Origin of the sequence: Enhydrobacter aerosaccus (assembly GCF_900167455.1) — a bacterium.
In the GTDB taxonomy this organism is placed as follows: Bacteria; Pseudomonadota; Alphaproteobacteria; order Reyranellales; family Reyranellaceae; genus Reyranella; species Reyranella aerosaccus.
In genome coordinates this window covers 1,224,003-1,240,862 of sequence record NZ_FUWJ01000002.1, presented here as the reverse complement: position 1 = coordinate 1,240,862, position 16,860 = coordinate 1,224,003, and the positions used below count along the sequence as shown (strand labels likewise).

General features: G+C 64.4%; 17 protein-coding genes. 4 read left to right on the top strand and 13 right to left on the bottom strand.

The window, feature by feature from the left end; genetic code table 11:
• Positions 1-4: 4 nt before the first annotated feature.
• Positions 5-520, top strand: a complete 516-nt coding sequence (locus B5D62_RS15200; protein ID WP_085934683.1) for an NADH-quinone oxidoreductase subunit B family protein — start codon at positions 5-7, stop codon at positions 518-520.
• Between the two features lie 106 nt (positions 521-626).
• Here the strand turns inward: B5D62_RS15200 and B5D62_RS15195 are convergent, their stop codons facing one another.
• Positions 627-1,613: an alpha/beta hydrolase family protein gene (locus tag B5D62_RS15195; RefSeq protein ID WP_085934682.1), complete on the bottom strand. Its 987-nt coding sequence runs from the start codon at positions 1,611-1,613 to the stop codon at positions 627-629.
• A gap of 255 nt (positions 1,614-1,868) precedes the next feature.
• On the opposite strand from B5D62_RS15195, the gene B5D62_RS15190 reads away from it, so the two are divergent.
• On the top strand, positions 1,869-2,879 hold the full coding sequence (locus B5D62_RS15190; protein WP_085934681.1) for a D-2-hydroxyacid dehydrogenase: 1,011 nt from the start codon (positions 1,869-1,871) through the stop codon (positions 2,877-2,879).
• A 30-nt stretch (positions 2,880-2,909) separates the two neighbouring features.
• Here the strand turns inward: B5D62_RS15190 and B5D62_RS15185 are convergent, their stop codons facing one another.
• Positions 2,910-3,764 (bottom strand): helix-turn-helix domain-containing protein, encoded by an 855-nt coding sequence (locus B5D62_RS15185; protein WP_085934680.1) that lies wholly within the window; start codon positions 3,762-3,764, stop codon positions 2,910-2,912.
• Between the two features lie 112 nt (positions 3,765-3,876).
• Here B5D62_RS15185 and B5D62_RS15180 point away from each other — a divergent pair, with 112 nt between their 5' ends.
• Positions 3,877-4,296 (top strand): hypothetical protein, encoded by a 420-nt coding sequence (locus tag B5D62_RS15180; RefSeq protein ID WP_085934679.1) that lies wholly within the window; start codon positions 3,877-3,879, stop codon positions 4,294-4,296.
• 22 nt (positions 4,297-4,318) lie between these two features.
• On the top strand, positions 4,319-4,714 hold the full coding sequence (locus B5D62_RS15175) for a PaaI family thioesterase (protein ID WP_085934678.1): 396 nt from the start codon (positions 4,319-4,321) through the stop codon (positions 4,712-4,714).
• Between the two features lie 27 nt (positions 4,715-4,741).
• On the opposite strand, the gene B5D62_RS15170 is transcribed toward B5D62_RS15175, so the two are convergent.
• The 11 genes from B5D62_RS15170 to B5D62_RS15120 form a co-directional block, all read right to left on the bottom strand.
• Positions 4,742-5,299 carry a hypothetical protein gene (locus tag B5D62_RS15170; protein WP_139373884.1) on the bottom strand — a complete coding sequence of 186 codons (558 nt, stop codon included), beginning with the start codon at positions 5,297-5,299 and terminating at the stop codon, positions 4,742-4,744.
• Complete coding sequence (gene gyrB / locus B5D62_RS15165) at positions 5,292-7,745, bottom strand: DNA topoisomerase (ATP-hydrolyzing) subunit B (protein WP_085934676.1); 2,454 nt, start codon at positions 7,743-7,745, stop codon at positions 5,292-5,294. Before gyrB ends, B5D62_RS15170 begins: the two co-directional genes overlap by 8 nt.
• A 20-nt stretch (positions 7,746-7,765) precedes the next feature.
• Positions 7,766-8,971 carry a DNA replication/repair protein RecF gene (gene recF / locus B5D62_RS15160; protein ID WP_085934675.1) on the bottom strand — a complete coding sequence of 402 codons (1,206 nt, stop codon included), beginning with the start codon at positions 8,969-8,971 and terminating at the stop codon, positions 7,766-7,768.
• Positions 8,968-10,086, bottom strand: coding sequence for a DNA polymerase III subunit beta (gene dnaN, locus B5D62_RS15155; protein ID WP_085934674.1), 1,119 nt, complete (start codon positions 10,084-10,086; stop codon positions 8,968-8,970). The genes recF and dnaN overlap by 4 nt, the downstream gene beginning before the upstream one ends.
• 210 nt (positions 10,087-10,296) lie before the next feature.
• Positions 10,297-11,778, bottom strand: a complete 1,482-nt coding sequence (gene dnaA / locus B5D62_RS15150; RefSeq protein ID WP_231714811.1) for a chromosomal replication initiator protein DnaA — start codon at positions 11,776-11,778, stop codon at positions 10,297-10,299.
• Positions 11,775-12,239, bottom strand: coding sequence for a rhodanese-like domain-containing protein (locus B5D62_RS15145; RefSeq protein ID WP_085934673.1), 465 nt, complete (start codon positions 12,237-12,239; stop codon positions 11,775-11,777). Before B5D62_RS15145 ends, dnaA begins: the two co-directional genes overlap by 4 nt.
• A gap of 565 nt (positions 12,240-12,804) precedes the next feature.
• The gene (gene rpsT / locus B5D62_RS15140; RefSeq protein WP_085934672.1) at positions 12,805-13,068 is read right to left on the bottom strand and encodes a 30S ribosomal protein S20; all 264 of its coding nucleotides are present in this window, start codon (positions 13,066-13,068) and stop codon (positions 12,805-12,807) included.
• A gap of 76 nt (positions 13,069-13,144) precedes the next feature.
• Entirely contained in the window at positions 13,145-13,924 is a 780-nt protein-coding gene (locus tag B5D62_RS15135) for an enoyl-CoA hydratase (RefSeq protein WP_231714810.1), read from the bottom strand.
• Positions 13,925-13,956: 32 nt separating this feature from the next.
• The gene (mutM, locus tag B5D62_RS15130; protein ID WP_085934670.1) at positions 13,957-14,796 is read right to left on the bottom strand and encodes a bifunctional DNA-formamidopyrimidine glycosylase/DNA-(apurinic or apyrimidinic site) lyase; all 840 of its coding nucleotides are present in this window, start codon (positions 14,794-14,796) and stop codon (positions 13,957-13,959) included.
• Positions 14,780-15,466 carry a YggS family pyridoxal phosphate-dependent enzyme gene (locus B5D62_RS15125; protein WP_085934669.1) on the bottom strand — a complete coding sequence of 229 codons (687 nt, stop codon included), beginning with the start codon at positions 15,464-15,466 and terminating at the stop codon, positions 14,780-14,782. Before B5D62_RS15125 ends, mutM begins: the two co-directional genes overlap by 17 nt.
• Before the next feature lie 10 nt (positions 15,467-15,476).
• Entirely contained in the window at positions 15,477-16,844 is a 1,368-nt protein-coding gene (locus B5D62_RS15120) for a tetratricopeptide repeat protein (protein WP_085934668.1), read from the bottom strand.
• Positions 16,845-16,860: the final 16 nt, after the last annotated feature.

Below are 16,860 nucleotides of genomic sequence, written 5' to 3'. Positions count from 1 at the left end.
CGCCATGAAATCCTTCCTGCTCGACGCCCTTCTCAAGGGCAGGGCCACCATCAAGCCTCCCGCAGCAGCGCCGGCGGCGCTCGAGGAACTGACCAAGGCCCTGGGGGAACGGGCGCGGCAGCGGCTGGGCCGCTCGCTCGCCATCCGCGAGGTCGATGCCGGCTCCTGCAATGGCTGCGAGCTCGAGGTCAACGCGCTCAACAATCCCGTCTACGACGTCGAGCGCTTCGGTCTGAAGTTCGTGGCCTCGCCGCGTCATGCGGACGTGCTGCTCGTGACCGGCCCCGTGACCTGGAACATGCGCGAGGCGCTGCTGCGAACCTACAATGCCGCGCCCGAACCGAAATGGGTGGTGGCATTGGGCGATTGCGCCGCCAATTGCGGGGTGTTTGCCGGCTCGAAGGCCGTCGCTGGCGCGGTTGCCGACTTCGTGCCGGTCGACCTGCATATCGCAGGATGCCCGCCCGAACCGCTGGAGATCGTGAAGGGTCTGTTGGCCTTGATGGAGAAAGCGGGCTAGTGCGCCATGTCATCCGAGGCAATGCCCCACAACCACGTACATAGGATCGAGAGTTCCGTCGCCGTGGGCGCCTGGAATGCCTCAGCGACCTCGCTGAGGTGCAGCCTCACTTCGCCGGCTGGATTAGCCATTTCCTGAAGAATGCGAGCACCTCGGCGTTGAACCCTGCGTGGAACGTGGCGCGGTCGAAGCCGGGCGCATCCTCGCAGAGTTCGGATCGCTCTTTGATCAGCGCCGGTGGACACAGGAAGAAGGCCAGATGCCCAGCATTTGGAACCACGCGATATTCATGTTGGGCCGTAAGGTTCACATCTAGAGCAGCGACGTCGCGGAGCCGCACGCCGTAGCCGCCACGTTCAGATGCCCAAAGTTGAATCGGCACCTTGAGAGGCGCGACGCTCTTCGCGGAGAAGACGCTGGCTAGCGGATCGATAAGCACCGCCACCTTGATCCGCGGATCGTGCGTGAGGGGCCGAGACGGGTACTTGTTGCCGAGGATCTGTTGGCAGAGCCGCAGTTGGCTATGTTGACAATAGTTCGAGGCCTCTCCAGCCCAATCGGGATCGGCACCGAGCAGCACAAGCCCGGTATAGCCACCGCGCGAGTAACCGAAGAAGCCAATTCTGTCCTGATCGATTGTTGCTGCGAATGGCGAGGCACCGATCATGAAGTCGATCAGGCGTTTGATATCCGTGGGTCGTTCGACCAGGACCGAGAGGTCGTCGGAGCGGCTCCGATCCTGCGCCGTATCGCCAGGATGATTGATGGCCGCCACCATGAAGCCGTTGTCTGCAAGGGTCTCGGCGGTGTCGTGATTGACGAGGAACATGGAGCCTTGTCCGTGGGAAAAGACGATCAGTGGCAGGTGATCTCCTGCGAGCGGACAGTCCTTCACGCCTGGCAAGGTGAAAATGTCGACACGGATCTCTTCCGGCGTCGTGGCACAGGGATACCAGACCATGCCGTGAATGGCGGGGCTCTCGGCGTCGGCGGGTATATCAATCGATCGCAGGCCGGCAGCTTGCGCCAGTGTCGCCGTGAGGCACAAGCCGATGCCAGCGAAGAAACTATAGACGTGTTTGGAAGCGTGCATCGAGTTCCCCCTGAATGCTGTGCAAGGGCGGTAGATAGCAATCTGCTGCTTGCGGCATCTGCTTGTGTCCGGAATCCGACACGTGGTCTCGCTACGATGGCTTGCGGGTTCCTACGCCCACCCTACAAACCATATAATGCATGGTACCTTGTATAGCAAGGTACTGGCGATAGATGACTCTGCGAGATCGCAAGCATCGCCGTGGGGCTTTCGCACTTCCTATTTCTAACCCTACGCTTTAGGCTCTACGACAGTATGTCGCCGGCGTCGCTCAAGCTCCTGCTTTCCGCTCATGCGTTGCGTACCTGGGGACCGCGCATCGAAGCTGCCGTCCCTGCTGGCAGCCTGTCTTTCGTCACCGCTGAGGACGCCCGCGCCGCGAGCGAACCGTGTGATGCAGATATCGCCTTCATGACCCGCGAGGTCACGGGGCGTTCCAGCAAGGATAATTCCACGCCCGAACTTCAGGGTTTTGACGCCGTGATGCGGGCGGCGCCGCGTCTGAAATGGGTGCAGATCCATCCGGCGGGGGCCGAGCGGCCGATCTATCGCGAGCTGCGGTCCCGCGGGGTGAAGGTGACGACGGCGTCCGGCGCGACGGCGGTCACCGTGGCGCATAGCGTGTTGGGCGCTGTGATCGCCCTCAACCGGCGCTTTCCGTTGCTGGCCGATGCCCAGCGCCGCCATGCCTGGGAGCCACGCCTGGCCGAGCGCTCGCCACGCGACCTCAAGGGGCAGCACGCCGTGATCGTCGGCATGGGGCCGATCGGTCTCAATATCGCCGCGTTGTTGCAGGTCTTGGGCATGATATCGACCGGCGTGCGTCGCAGCGCCGAACCGGTGCCCCCCTTCGAGAAGGTCATTCCGTATCAGAGTCTGCCGGAAGTTCTGCCGGGCGCCGACTGGCTGATCCTGTGCTGCCCGGCCTCGCCCCTGACGCGGGGCATCGCCAATGCCAATGTCTTCTCGGCTCTCCCCGATGGTGCACACTTGGTCAACGTCTCGCGCGGCGAGATCGCCGTGGAGAAGGACGTGATCGCGGCACTGGCCGGTGGGAAGCTGGGTGGTGCCTATCTGGACGTGTTCGAGAAGGAGCCTCTCGATCCAGGCTCGCCCCTATGGGACATGCCCAACGTCATCGTCTCACCCCACACGGCCAGTCACTCGCTCGGCCAGAACGATGCGATCTTCGACATCTTTCTCGACAATCTCTCCCGCTTCCGCGCTGGCCTGAAATTGCGCAACGACGTCGACGATCTCGGCTAGGCGCAGGGTGCAGTCTCGCGATCCGACGCCTCAGGACCCGTCGGCACTCTTCGCCGCCAGGCTGCGGAACAGCGCGTCGCTGCGCTCGTCGGCCGGGAAGAAGCTTTCGATCCGGACTTCCTGCAGGGTCACGTCCTGCGGCGTGCCCAGCGTCGCGATGGTCGTGAATACCGAAAGCGACTTGCCGCCCACGATATAGTCGGTCGTCAGCACCGGCTGCGGGCGGTCCTCGAAGCGCAGCTTGCGGAAGGAGGCCGGCACGTCGGGATAGGCCATGACCTCCTCGATGAAGGCAAGCGCCTTGGGCTCGCCGCCATCGGCCAGGATCTCGGCATAGGTGGTGGAGACCAGATAGCGCACCACCTCTTCCCAGTTGGCCAGCTTCGGGCGCAGTGCCTTGGGATCGAGCAACCAGCGCAGCAGGTTCGGCCCCTTGCCCGGCGGTGGTGGCGGTGGCGGCCCCTCGAACAGGAAGATCGTAAAGGCGTTGGCGGCTTCGTTCGCCTGCAGCAGGTTCCAGAGTCGGTCGATCACGACCGCCGGATACGGCTCCTGCTGTTTCAGGATGCGGTCGATCGCCTGGCGCACCGGCGCCAGTTCCGGCGCGGCGAGGTTGCTCTCGCGATAGATCGGCGCAAATCCGGCGGCCAGCAGCATGGCATTGCGCTGGCGCAGCGGCACATCGAGCGCCGACGAGAGTTGGATCACCATCTCGCGGCTGGGCCGCGCCCGACCGGACTCGAGGAAGCTGACGTGGCGCTGGGAGACGCCCGATTGGAGGGCCAGGACAAGCTGGCTGCTGCCGCGCCGACGACGCCATGTCCGCAGCATGGGACCGAACAGATCCGGCTGCGAGGCGGAGCTTGTGAGGGTTGTATTCGGCATGGCTCGGACTTTAGCAGCGGTCTGCCGGTCCGCCGATTACCTCGAGCGTAATTGTCCGGGTGGTGGGTTCAGTCCGAAATGCGGGGCATCTCGATAGCCGAAGGAGGATGCCATGGCTGTTCCAGCCGATCGCCTGTTACGCCGCACCTTGCGGTTCAATGCTGTCTTTTCCGTGCTCTCCGGCGCCATCATGGTCGGTCTTGCCGGGCCGCTGGCGCAAGCCGCCGCCGATGGGCCCGTGTCCATTGCCGGTCTCGACTTGCCGATCGTGATCGAATTGCTGGGGCTAGAAGTGGCGGCATTCGGCGCTCTCTGCGCCTGGATCGCCTCGCGTCCGATCGCGCCTCTCGCCTGGGCCCGCCTTGTTCTTGCCGCCGACGTCGGCTGGGTGGCGGGCAGCGTGATCGTGCTTCTCCTGCCCGCTGCCTGGACGACCGCCGGGATCGTCGGCATCGTTGTGCCCGCACTAATCGTCGCCGATCTGGCCGTTCTGGAATTTCTGGGCCTGCGCCGCATCAAGACCGCCAACTGACCCCGCCGAGGAGACGTATGCCGTGGACAAGCTTCAGTTCCTGAACGATCGCCCACTGCCTTTCGCCAAGGTGCTGGGGGTGAAGTTCCTTGCCGCCAGCGAGGACGGTGTGAAGGCGGAGATGATCGTCCGGCCGGAGCTTTGCACCCGACCGGACATCCTGCATGGCGGTGCGGTGATGGCCTTCGCTGATACGCTCGGGGCGGCCTCGACCGTCCTCAACCTGCCCGAAGGAAAGGGCACGACCACGATCGAGAGCAAGACCAACTTTGTCGGGCCGGCACCTGTCGGCGCGACGGTGATCGGCGAGACGACGCCGGTCCATCGCGGGCGCCGTACCCAGGTCTGGCAGACCCGCGTCACCACCGCGGAAGGCAAGCTGGTGGCGCTCGTCACTCAGACGCAGATGGTGCTTTGACGCGCAATCCCGTCCCGGCCCTCGCGCTCAGCGCACGAGGGCCGGGACGAACGCCTGCAGCGCCTTGTCGGCATCGGCCTGGGAGTGGCCATAGGTCTGAGCCCAGTCGATGCGGATCTTGAGGAAGTAATCGTGGTAGCCGGTCATCAGCAGCTTGCTGAACAGCCGGCCGCCGGTCGAGTTCACGCTGTAGACGATGCAGCGGAAGGTCAGGTTGCCGTAGGAACAGGAGGAGGGGACGGACGGGCGCTCGAACTGGATGTAGCCGGCGGTCTTCAGATCCATCTGCGCCTGGTTCACCTCGTCCGTGAACTGGGTCATGAGCTGCGGCGAGTCGCTCCCCGTGGGGATCCGTCGACCGCCATCGAAGACGGAGACGTAGATCTGCAGCTTGTTGAGACCGTACATGTAGGTCGCGACGTTGCCCTGGTTCTGGCTCTGCTCGAGGACAGCGCCGCCTACGGTCTGCGGAAAGCTGAGGCGGGTACCGGCGTGGGTGGCCGGAGCCGCAGTGGCGGCAGGCTGGGCCGCGGCCGGCCCTGCAAGGGCCATGAGCGCGGCAGCAATCACCAGAAACCTAGACATCGAGATTCGCGACCTTGAGGGCATTGTCCTGGATGAACTCGCGGCGTGGTTCGACCACATCGCCCATCAGGGTCGCGAAGATCTCGTCCGCTTCGTCGGCGTGATTGATCCTGACCTGCAGCAACGTGCGCGCCTCCGGGTCGAGCGTGGTTTCCCAGAGCTGATCCGGGTTCATCTCACCCAAGCCCTTGTAGCGCTGGATCGTGACGCCTTTGCGGCCGGCCTCGAGAACCGCGGCAAACAGTCCCGTCGGCGAGAAGATCTGGGTCTCCTTGTCCTTCACAACGAACTCGCCCGGCTTCATGTAGACGGCCTGTAGTTCAGGGGCGAGAGCGTCGAGCTTGCGCGCTTCGGCGCTCTTGATCAGCGGCCCGTCGATCACGTGGCGTTCCTGCACTCCGCGCACCCGGCGGCTGAAGGCCAGGCCGCCATCCGGTGTCGGCTCGCCGGTCCAGCCGCGCTCGAGCGGCGCACTCACGACATCGAGGCGCCGAGCGATGTAGTCGGCGGTCTGTTTGGCGAGCGTGTCGTCGGCCAGTATGTCGGGATTGAGCGCGCCCGCGATAGCCGCCTGCTCGATCACGGGCTGGCTGGTGACGCGGCGTGACAAGGCGAGCGGCCTCACGAGATTGGAGACCGAGCGGGCGATGTCGACCGTACGTCGCAGGTCTTCCTTGGCCTGTACGGTGCCGTCACCCAACTTCAACGTAGCTCCATCGAGACCGCTATCGATGAGGTGATCGTCGAGTGCGCGCTCGTCCTTGAGATAGATCGCAGACTTCCCCTTCACCGCTTTGAACAACGGCGGCTGGGCGATGTAGAGATGGCCGCGGTCGATCAGCTCGCGCATCTGACGATAGAAGAAGGTCATCAGCAGGGTGCGGATGTGCGAACCGTCGACATCCGCGTCCGTCATGATGATGATCTTGTGGTAGCGCAGCTTGTCGAGATTGAAGTCGTCGTGGCCGATCCCCGTGCCCAACGCCGTGATCAGGGTGCCGATTTCGGCCGAGGACAGCATCTTGTCGAAGCGCGCGCGTTCGACGTTCAGGATCTTGCCGCGCAGCGGCAGGATCGCCTGATTGGCGCGGTTGCGGCCCTGCTTGGCGGAGCCGCCGGCCGAATCACCCTCGACGATGAACAGCTCGGACAAGGCCGGGTCGCGCTCCTGGCAGTCCGCCAACTTGCCCGGGAGCGAGCTCACGTCCAGCGCTCCCTTGCGGCGCGTCAGCTCGCGGGCCTTGCGCGCCGCTTCGCGCGCGGCGGCCGCTTCGACCACCTTGGTGAGGATCTTGCGCGCCTCGCTCGGATGCTCCTCGAACCATTGGCCGAGCTTGTCACCGACCACCGACTCCACCACCGGCCGCACTTCGGACGAGACCAGCTTGTCCTTGGTCTGCGACGAGAATTTCGGGTCGGGCACCTTCACCGACAGCACGCAGGTCAGGCCTTCGCGCATGTCGTCGCCGGTCAGGTTCACCTTCTCCTTCTTGGAGAGTCCGCCTTCGTCGGCATATTTGTTGAGCGTGCGGGTGAGCGCGCCGCGAAATCCGGCGAGATGCGTACCGCCGTCGCGCTGCGGGATGTTATTGGTGAAGCACAGCATGGTCTCGTGGTAGCTGTCGTTCCACTGCATGGCGACTTCGACCGAGATGCCATCCTTCTCGCCGCGGATCGATACCGGCGGGCTGTGCAACACCTGCTTGTTGCGGTCGAGATACTTGGCGAAGGCCTCGACGCCGCCCTCGTAGAACAGCTCGATCACTTTCGGTTCGGGGGTGCGCTCGTCGGTAATGACGATGCGGACGCCTGAGTTGAGGAAGGCGAGTTCGCGCAGCCGGTGCTCGAGGGTCGAGAAGTCGAACTCGGTCTTGGTGAAGATCGTGTTCGAGGGCAGGAAGCTGACCTCCGTGCCGCGCTTGCCTTCGGGCGCGTCGCCCACCAGCTCCAGGTCCTTCTCTGCGTCGCCGCTTCGGAAACGCATGAAGTATTCCTTGCCGTTGCGCCAGATGCGCAGGTCGAGATGGTCGCTCAGGGCGTTGACCACGGCGGCGCCGACGCCGTGCAGTCCGCCGGAGACCTTGTAGGAATTCTGGTCGAACTTTCCGCCGGCATGGAGCTGCGTGAAGATGACGTTGGCGGCCGAGATGCCTTCTTCCTTGTGGATGTCCACAGGCACGCCACGGCCGTTGTCGCGCACCGTGACGGACCCGTCGCCGTGCAGGACCACATCGACCTGATCGCAATAGCCGGCCAGCGCCTCGTCGATCGCATTGTCGACGATCTCGTAGACCATGTGATGCAGGCCGGTGCCGTCGTCGGTGTCGCCGATATACATGCCCGGGCGCTTGCGCACCGCCTCCAGGCCGCGCAGCACCTTGATGGAATCGGCGTCGTAATCGTCGCCGTTGCCATTGCCGTTGGGGATCTGCTCGTTCTCGCTCATCGTGTCTGTCCTGACAGGGTTCAGTTCGCCGCGACGTTTCCGTCGACCACGCGCAACAGCTGCGCACGGCCACCAAGCGGCGCGAATAGTCCGGCGTCGGTGCCGGTCATCCAGCTCTGGGCGCCCAGCGCCACGATCTCGTCGAACAGTGCCAGGCGACGTTCGGCGTCGAGATGGGCGGCGATCTCGTCCAGCAGCAATAGCGGCGGCCGTCCGCGCGACAAGGCGACGAGACGGGCATGGGCGAGGGCGATCGAGACCAGCACGGCCTTTTGCTGGCCTGTCGAGCCTTCGGCGGCCGGCAAATCCAGGTCGAGATGACGCACCGCCAGATCACTGCGATGGGGTCCACAAGATGTGGTGCCGGCCTCGGCGTCGCGCAAGCGCGATGCCGCCAATGTCGCACGCATCCGATCCTCGGCATCCAGGGCCGGCATGGCGGCGATCCAGCCGTCGATCTCGCCCGACATCGACAGGGCGGCGCGCGGAAACGGGCCGACGCCCAGCCGGGCCGCGGCATCGAGCCGTTGGACCGTATCGGCACGGGCAGCGGCCAGCGCCACGCCGTGACGCGCCATCGTATCCTCGAGCGCCGCCAACCAGTGCGCATCGCCATTGCCGTCGGCCAGCAGCCGCGCCCGCTGGCGCACGGCGTTCTCGTAGGCTGCGACGTCGCCCGCATGCTCGGGGTGCAGGGCGGTCACCAGCCGGTCGAGGAAACGCCGGCGTTCACTTGCCCCGTCGAGGAAAAGCCGGTCGAGCTGGGGCGTCAGCCATACGACGGCGACATGGGGGCCGAGCGCGGTCTGGCTGGAAGCGGGGCGGCCGTCGATGCGAACCAGGCGACGCGGCAGGCTGCCCTCGCCGCGCGACGGATCGAGGCCGGTGCCGATGGCGAGCCGTCCGTCCGGCGTATCCAGCGTCGCCGCGACGGCCCAGGCGCCGGCCGGCGGCTCCTCCCGCCGCGGGCGGTGGGCAACGTCGTCGAGCCTGGCGCGGCGCAGCCCGCGTCCCGGCGCCAGGAACGAGATGGCTTCGAGCAGGTTGGTCTTGCCGGCACCGTTGGCTCCTACAAGCACCACGGGCTCGGGCCCGCAGTCGAGACGGAGCTGCCGATAGTTGCGGAAGTCGGTCAGGCGTAATTGGCGCACGGCCAAAATGGCCGGCGCAGCGCCGGGTGCGGCGTCGGGGGAAGGGGCGAGAGCGCTGATCGGCGGCGGCGTCATACCCGCATCGGCATGAGGACGTAGAGCGCGCTCTCATCCGCGCCGTCACGCACCAGGGTCGGCGAACCGGCGTCGGCCATCAGGAAGCGGGCTTCCGAGCCGGCGATCTGCTCGGTGATATCGAGCAGGTAGCGCGAGTTGAAGCCGATCTCCAGAGGAGTGTCCTTGTACTCGACCTCGATCTCTTCCGTGGCGCTACCGGCATCGGGGCTGGTCGCCGACAGCGTGACGACGCCCTTGCCGACGGCCAGCTTGATGGCGCGCGACTTCTCGGTCGAGATGGTCGAGACGCGATCGACAGCCTGCGCGAACTCCTTGCACGGCACGTTCAGCACCTTGTCGTTGCCGGTCGGAATCACGCGCTCATAGTCCGGGAAGGTGCCGTCGATCAGCTTGCTGACCAGCGTGATGTTGCCGCTCGCGAAGCGGATCCGCGTGTCGGAGAGCTCGATGTCGACCGAACCGTCGCTTTCGTCGAGCAGCTTGCGCACCTCGGCCACCGTCTTGCGCGGCACGATCACGCCGGGAATCTCGCCCGCATCCTTGGGCAGCGGTACTTCCACCCGGGCCAGGCGATGGCCATCGGTGGCGACGCCGCGCAGCACGTCCGTTCCGCCGGCCTTGGCGGCATGGAAGTAGATGCCGTTGAGGTAATAGCGCGTCTCCTCGTTGGAGATGGCGAAGCGCGTGCGGTCGATGATGCCCTTGAGATCGGTCGCCGGCAGCTGGAAGCGATGGGGCAGATCGCCCTCGTTCATGGCCGGAAAATCCGCTGGCGGCAGGCACTGCAGCGTGAAGCGCGACCGGCCCGCCCGGATCACCAGGGTGTTGCCGTCGGCCGCTGTTTCCAGCTCGACCTGGGCCCCATCCGGCAGCTTGCGGACGATCTCGTAGAGCGTGTGGGCGGGTGCCGTGGTCGAGCCGGTCTTGGCCGCGCTCGCTTCGACCGTCTCGGTGATGGCGAGATCCATATCGGTCGCCGCCAGGCTCAGCCGGCCCTTCTGGGCGGTGATCAGGACGTTCGAGAGGATGGGAATGGTGTTCCGACGCTCGACGACACTCTGCACATGGGCCAAAGCCTTCAGAAGGGCTGCCCGCTCGATCGTCAGTTTCATGGTTGGGTCGCTGTAATCAGGGCCATTTGGATGTGGTTTTTGGCCCGTCTCGCCGGGGACGAAAATATCCCAGCAGAACGGTTGGGAAGTATAACACGGTCGCTGCCCGCCGAAAGCGATTTCGCTCGCTATTTGAGGCGTTTAGGCCACCATTCGGTCAAAAAAACGGGGCCAGTCCGGCCCCGTTTCATGTGACGTGCAGCGATTCCGTCAGCCCTGCAACTGACGCTTGAGCAACTCGACATCTTCCGCAATCGAAAGATCGGAGATCTTGAGTTCCTCGATCTTGCGGACGGCGTGCATGACCGTGGTGTGGTCGCGGTTGCCGAAGCGCTTGCCGATCTGCGGCAGGCTGAGCGTGGTGAGCTGCTTGGCGAGATACATCGCCACCTGGCGCGGGCGGGCCACCGAGCGGGCACGACGCGGCGAGCTCATTTCAGCGAGCTTGATATTGTAGTGCGCCGCCACCCGTTGCTGGATCTCGTCCACCGTGACCTTGCGATCGGCCTGACGCAGCAGGTCGTGCAGCACGTCCTGCGCCATCTCCACGGTGATCTCGCGGCCGATCAGCTGGCCGTGCGCGACCACCCGATTCAGCGCGCCCTCGAGCTCCCGGATATTGGTGCTGATCTTGTGCGCGAGAAACTCGAGCACGGCATGCGGCACCGGCACGCGCGCCGATTCGGCCTTGGTCTGCAGGATCGACAGCCGCAGCTCGTAGGTCGACGAATGGATGTCGGCTACCAGGCCGCTGCCCAGACGCGACCGCATCCGCTCCTCGATGTCCTGCAGTTCCGATGGCGGTTTCTCGGACGACAGAACGATCTGCTTGTTCTGTTCCACCAGCGAATTGAAGGTGAAGAAGAACTCCTCCTGGCTCGCCTCCTTGCCGCAGATGAACTGCACATCGTCGACCATCAGCACGTCGACATTGCGGAACAGTTCCTTGAACTGGCCGGTGTTCTTGGTGCGCAGCGCCTGGATGAAGCGGTTCACGAAGCTTTCGGCCGTCAGGTAGAGCACGCGCGTCTTCGGATCGCGCTCGCGGATCGCGTGCCAGATGGCGTGCATCAGGTGAGTCTTGCCGAGGCCCACTCCCCCGAAGATGTAGAGCGGATTGCGCTCCGGCAGCGGTCGATCCTGTTCGGCGATGTTGCGCGCGGCCGCATAGGCGAACTCGTTCGGCTTGCCGACGACGAAGTTGGCAAAGGTGTAGCGTGCCTCCGGACCCTGGAAGGCCTCGTCCACGCCACGGCCGATCGAGGGACCAAGGCGAGGCATCGGCTGCTGGTAGCTCGATTGCGGCGCCGGAACGGGCGGCATGGCGATGATCTCATTGGGACGGCGCGGAGCCGGCGGCGGCACGAGATTCACCTCGACATTGGACACTTCCGGACTCACGGCCTGCCAGTAGGCCAGCACGCGATCGCCGTAGTGGCGGCTCACCCAGTCGCGCACGAACCGGGTCGGCGCATAGAGGCGCAGCTTGCCCGCCTTCAGCTCGCCCAGCTCGACCTCGCCGAACCACGTCTTGAAGGCCTTGTCGCCGATTTCCTTGCGCAGCCGGTCACAGACGCGCGTCCACTGCGCTTCCAGTTCCTTTCGGCTGCCCTCGTCCATCTCGGCTCCCGCCATGGTCTTCTGATTATATGCCGCGTCGTTGCCGGAGATCGGTGATTGAAATCGAGTCAATTCTGTCTCCATGGAAGTCCTGCTGCTTTCCAGCCCCCTGCTGCTCCACGCTTGGCTTGCGCGTTCAGCGGCCCCTCGAACCCGTCGACTACGTTGAGACACGTACTATACCCGGCCGCAGTCAGCGCTTTCGCTGCCGCGGCCGAACGCGCTCCACTCCGACATAGAAAGAGAAGCGGAGTATCCTTGTCGGCAACCGCACTGGAGAGCGTTGCCACGAATTCGGGATTGAGCTGCATGCTGGGGAAGGTCTGCCACTCGAGCAGCGCCGGCTCCTTGCCGACCGACGACAGGTCGGGAAGTCCGACATAGCTCCATTCCGCGCGCGTGCGGACGTCGATCAGCACCGCATTCTTGTTCTCATTCAAAATTTTCCACGCAGTGTTTGGTGTCACGTCGCCGGCATAGCCGGGAGCGGGAGACACTTCGTACGTGCCGACAAGCTTGTTGTCTTTTGTCATAGCCCCCGCTTTCATTTGGCGAGGCCAGGCACTCGCGAGCCGGCGATCGATGACAGACACACAGCGCAACAGCAGCTACGAAGAGATTCTGTTCGAGCGCCGTTGAAGAGCGCTGCGTTGTCGAATCTTCGCGATGCTAGAGCGTCGTGAAATTCTCCCTCGTTCGTCTAATCGATGAAGAGGAATGCCCCCCGTCTTCATCTGGCTCGCGCTTGAGCGCCCCACGCCCCGTCGCGATGCGATGACTCTTACCAGACCATGTCCGACGCGCAAACGATTCAGGCGAACAACACCGCACGCTATTCAGCCTGTTCTCCACCTGACTCGATTGACAATGCTTTCGACTTTATTTTCACGCGAGAACGCGAGCGCATGCTGCCCAACATCTTGCGCTCGTGCTGGTGAGCGGGACGATAAAAGCGAATCGTATGTCGTTCGCCGAATCAGCGACCAAACGATCTCCGCCAAAAACGTCAAAAAAAATTTCCAAAGCTTTCGCAAAAAGAAAACGCCGCTCCAATGGAGCGGCGTTGCATCTCTTGTCCGAGGAGGTTCGTGTGTTCGATCAGGCCATCGCCTTGATGCGCGCATTGAGTCGCGACACGCGACGCGCAGCGGCGTTCTTGGCAATCACTCGCGCGACCGCACCGCGCTGGATCTCGGGCTGAGCAGCCCGCAACGCTTCGGCGGCAGCCTTCTTGTCGCCGGCCTTGATCGCTTCCTCGACCTTCTTGATCGACGAGCGGACGCGGCTGCGCCGCGCAGAATTCACGGTAGTACGACGCTCGGTCTGGCGGGCGCGCTTCTCGGCCGACTTGTGATTAGCCATTTTGATCCTCATTCCTCGGAAGGGCGGGCTTATACGAGCCGGCCCGCAGCCGGTCAAGCGGCCAGAAAAGCCGAAATCAGCGGTGTTTCCAAGCTGCTTTGCGCTTTTCGGCAAAGGCGGCCATGCCCTCGCTGCGATCCTCGAAGGCGAAGGTTGCATGGAAGGTGCGACGCTCGAAGCGGATCCCTTCGGCCAATGTGGTCTCGAAGGCGCGATTCACGGCCTCTTTGGCCACCATCGTCGCGGGCAGGGACAGGCCGGCGATCTTCTCGGCGGCCGCTACCGCCTCGTCGACCAGCTGACCCAGCGGCACGACGCGGCTGACCAGACCACAGCGTTCGGCTTCGGCCGCATCCATCATGCGACCCGTCAGCACCAGATCCATGGCCTTCGACTTGCCGACGAAGCGGGGCAGGCGCTGGGTGCCGCCGGCTCCGGGAATGGTGCCCAAAGTGATTTCCGGCTGACCGAACTTCGCATTGTCTGCGGCAATGATGAAGTCGCACATCATGGCCATCTCGCAGCCGCCCCCCAGCGCATAACCGGCCACTGCGGCGATGATCGGCTTGCGCACCTGGCTCACCTTCTCCCAGCCGACGGTGATGAAGTCCTGCATGAAAACGTCCTGATAGGACTTGTCCTTCATCTCCTTGATGTCGGCGCCGGCAGCGAACGCTTTCTCACTCCCTGTGAGAACCATGCAGCCGATATTTGCGTCGGCTTCGAAGGCGTCGAGCGCGACGCCGAGCTCGCGCACCAGGTCGGCGCACAAGGCATTCAACGCCTTCGGCCGGTTCAGTCGGATGATGCCGACCCTGCCCTTGGTTTCGACCTGGATGTTTTCGTAAGTGGCCACGCTTTCCTCCGAGCTCTTGAACAGTGGCTTAGCTAGCGCTGACAGTGTGCGCAATAGAAGGTCGAGCGCCCGCCCTGCACGAGGCGCTTGATGACATGGCCGCATCCTGGTGTCGGACAGGGTGCACCAGCACGATCGTAGACTTTGAAGCGCGTCTGAAAATATCCGAGCTCGCCGCCCGGTTGGATATGGTCGCGCAACGTCGAGCCGCCGTCATCGATCGAGCGCAACAGCACTTCCTTCAGCGCCGCCACCAGCCGGTCGGCCCGCTGCTTCTGTACGGAATCGGACATTCGGCGCGGAGAGATGCCCGCGAGAAAGAGCGCTTCGCAGGCGTAGATATTGCCGATCCCGACCAGGGTCCTCTGATCGAGCAGCGCCGCTTTGATGGAGGTCCGTTTTCCTTTCAGCCGCGCGGCAAGAGCGTTGCCGCTGAACGTCGCATCGAGAGGCTCTGGGCCAAGGTCCTTGAACAGCTTGTGCCGGCTGACCGATTCGTCCGGCATCAGCAGCATGAGCCCGAAGCGGCGGGCATCGTTGAAGCGGATCTGCCAGCCGTCATCCATGTCGATAACGACGTGATCGTGGCGGCCCAGGGGATGCTCGGTGGCGCTCTTGGCGTCGTGGAGCGTCATGCGACCCGACATGCCGAGGTGCACGATCAACGTCTGCCCATCGTCCAGCCGGATCAGCAGATACTTGGCGCGGCGATCGATCGCGCGCACCGTGCGTCCCTCGACCCGCTCCGCGAAGCGCTGAGGCAGCGGCACGCGCAGATCCCGCCGACGCTGCTGCAGCTTGAGGATGCGATGGCCGACCATCCTCGGGATCACCCCGCGGCGGACGGTCTCGACCTCAGGCAGCTCCGGCATGTCCAGTCTGACGCTGTCCGAAAAGAGCGCTGCCAACGCGGACATGGGTCGCGCCAAGCCGCACCGCGGTCTCGTAGTCGGCACTCATTCCCATGCTCACCTTCGCCAGCCCATGGCGCGCCGCCATCTTGGCCAGGAGCGCAAAGTGCAAGGCGGGCTCCTCGTCGACTGGCGGGATGCACATCAGGCCGACGATCGGCAGCTTGTACGTGTCCCGACAGGCGACGACGAACGCATCGAGGTCGGCCGGCAAGATTCCCGCCTTTTGCGGCTCCTCGCCGGTATTCACCTGGATGAAGCAGGCCGGTCGCCTTCCAGCTCGGTCCATTTCCTTGGCCAGTGTTGCCGCGAGTTTCTCGCGATCCACGGACTGGATGACATCGAACAGCACTACGGCCTCGCGGGCCTTGTTGGTCTGCAGCGGGCCGATCAGGTGCAATTCGAGGTCGGCATATTCGGCCTTGAGCGCCGGAAACTTCTCCTGCGCTTCCTGCACTCGGTTCTCTCCGAAAACTCTCTGGCCGACCTCCAGGAGTTCCTTCACGCGGTCGGCGCCGTGGGTTTTGGAAACGGCCACCAGCGTGACCTCGGCCGGATTACGTCCTGCGCTTTCAGCGGCCTTGATGATCCGGGCCTTCACATCGGCCAGCCGCTCCGCTCCCTCGCTCATTGGTACTGACTCACTCCTGCAGTCCGGTCCGCGCGGCGAGCGCGTCCTTGTTGGTCGGATCGACGGCGAGAGCGGCATCGAGTGCCTCGCGCGCCTTATCCTTTTCCCCGAGCGCAACGAGGCAGATGCCGTAATTGGTCAGCAGCCGCGGATCGCCGGGCAGGCCGCGTAGCGCGTGCTCATGCAATGAGCGCGCTTCGGCGGCCCGATCGAGATCGACCAGAACGGCACCGAGATTGGTCAGGACCAGCGGATCGTCCGAAGCGAGACGGGAAGCGCGCTTGAGAGCTCGCCGCGCTTCCTCGAGCCGCTTCAGGCCACGCAGCGCCAGACCCTGGTTGTTCAGGGCCCGCACATCGTTCGGGGCCGCCTTCAATATGGGTTCCAAGACCTCCAGAGCCTCGGCAAAGCGGCCCTGCTCGATCTCCAGGAAGGACAGCTGCAGGACGGCGTCTCGGTCGACAGGGTCGTGCCGGAGTGCGCGATGCAGCACCTCGATGGCGGCGTCGGTCTTGCCGGAAGCCGTCTGAGCGAGCGCCAGCGTCTTGAACGCCTGATGGAAGCTCGGGTCCAGATCGAGCGCCTTCTGGATATAAGGGATGGCATCCGAGGGTCGGCCGGCAAAGTAGAGGACGAATCCCAAAACATGGTTGAGACTCGCGTTCTGGGGCGCAAGCTCCAAGGCGCGCTCGGCTTCGGCGATGGCTTCCTCATGATGGCCGAGGCCGCCCAAGGACAAGGCGCGGTCGCCCATGATCTGCGCGCGGCGGACGACGTCGTCGCCGACATCGACCAACCCCATATCAAGGACCTCGATCGCCGGTCCGTAGTGGCCGAGGCGATAGAGGGCATGTCCGAGCATATTGCGGGCGCGGGCCTGCAGGGGCTTCAGCCCTTCGCCGCCGGGCTGCTGGATGGCGCGGTCGACATTCTGTGTGAACTCGGCCAGCTCCCGCTCGGCGGCGGCAAAACGACCCTGCTCCAAGTGAAGCGACGCCAAAGCCAATCGCGCCTCGATATGCGCCGGCGCGCGGCGGATCGTGTCCCGGAAGCGTCGGGCTGCTTCGTCGGGTCGGCCCAGCCGGCGGGCCATGAGACCGAGATTGTAGGACAGCATCGGCTCGTTCGGATCCTTGGCCAGGGCCTTGCGCCACAGAGCTTCGGCTTCCGGGAGAGCGCCGCGTTGAGAGAGGCAGACGGCAAGATAGTGAAGAACGTCCGGCCGGTCGCCGTAGCGCCCATAGGCCGAGCGGAACAATGGCTCGGCCCGATCGAACCAGCCGGCGCGAAGGTATTGTACCGCTGTTTGCAGTTCCGGGTCCGGTTGCCCCTGGGGCATCGGGGCCGGCGGCACGGGAGGGAGGGTCGCGCTTGCCATGGCCGGCTGTGTAGAC

Coding starts and splice junctions, on each gene's coding strand:
- B5D62_RS15170 (WP_139373884.1), bottom strand. CDS start 5,299: ATGTCTAGGTTTCTGGTGATTGCTGCCGCGCTCATGGCCCTTGCAGGG.
- dnaN (WP_085934674.1), bottom strand. CDS start 10,086: ATGAAACTGACGATCGAGCGGGCAGCCCTTCTGAAGGCTTTGGCCCAT.
- B5D62_RS15125 (WP_085934669.1), bottom strand. CDS start 15,466: ATGAGCGAGGGAGCGGAGCGGCTGGCCGATGTGAAGGCCCGGATCATC.
- gyrB (WP_085934676.1), bottom strand. CDS start 7,745: ATGAGCGAGAACGAGCAGATCCCCAACGGCAATGGCAACGGCGACGAT.
- B5D62_RS15200 (WP_085934683.1), top strand. CDS start 5: ATGAAATCCTTCCTGCTCGACGCCCTTCTCAAGGGCAGGGCCACCATC.
- B5D62_RS15190 (WP_085934681.1), top strand. CDS start 1,869: ATGTCGCCGGCGTCGCTCAAGCTCCTGCTTTCCGCTCATGCGTTGCGT.
- B5D62_RS15195 (WP_085934682.1), bottom strand. CDS start 1,613: ATGCACGCTTCCAAACACGTCTATAGTTTCTTCGCTGGCATCGGCTTG.
- B5D62_RS15185 (WP_085934680.1), bottom strand. CDS start 3,764: ATGCCGAATACAACCCTCACAAGCTCCGCCTCGCAGCCGGATCTGTTC.
- recF (WP_085934675.1), bottom strand. CDS start 8,971: ATGACGCCGCCGCCGATCAGCGCTCTCGCCCCTTCCCCCGACGCCGCA.
- B5D62_RS15180 (WP_085934679.1), top strand. CDS start 3,877: ATGGCTGTTCCAGCCGATCGCCTGTTACGCCGCACCTTGCGGTTCAAT.
- mutM (WP_085934670.1), bottom strand. CDS start 14,796: ATGCCGGAGCTGCCTGAGGTCGAGACCGTCCGCCGCGGGGTGATCCCG.
- rpsT (WP_085934672.1), bottom strand. CDS start 13,068: ATGGCTAATCACAAGTCGGCCGAGAAGCGCGCCCGCCAGACCGAGCGT.
- B5D62_RS15120 (WP_085934668.1), bottom strand. CDS start 16,844: ATGGCAAGCGCGACCCTCCCTCCCGTGCCGCCGGCCCCGATGCCCCAG.
- B5D62_RS15145 (WP_085934673.1), bottom strand. CDS start 12,239: ATGACAAAAGACAACAAGCTTGTCGGCACGTACGAAGTGTCTCCCGCT.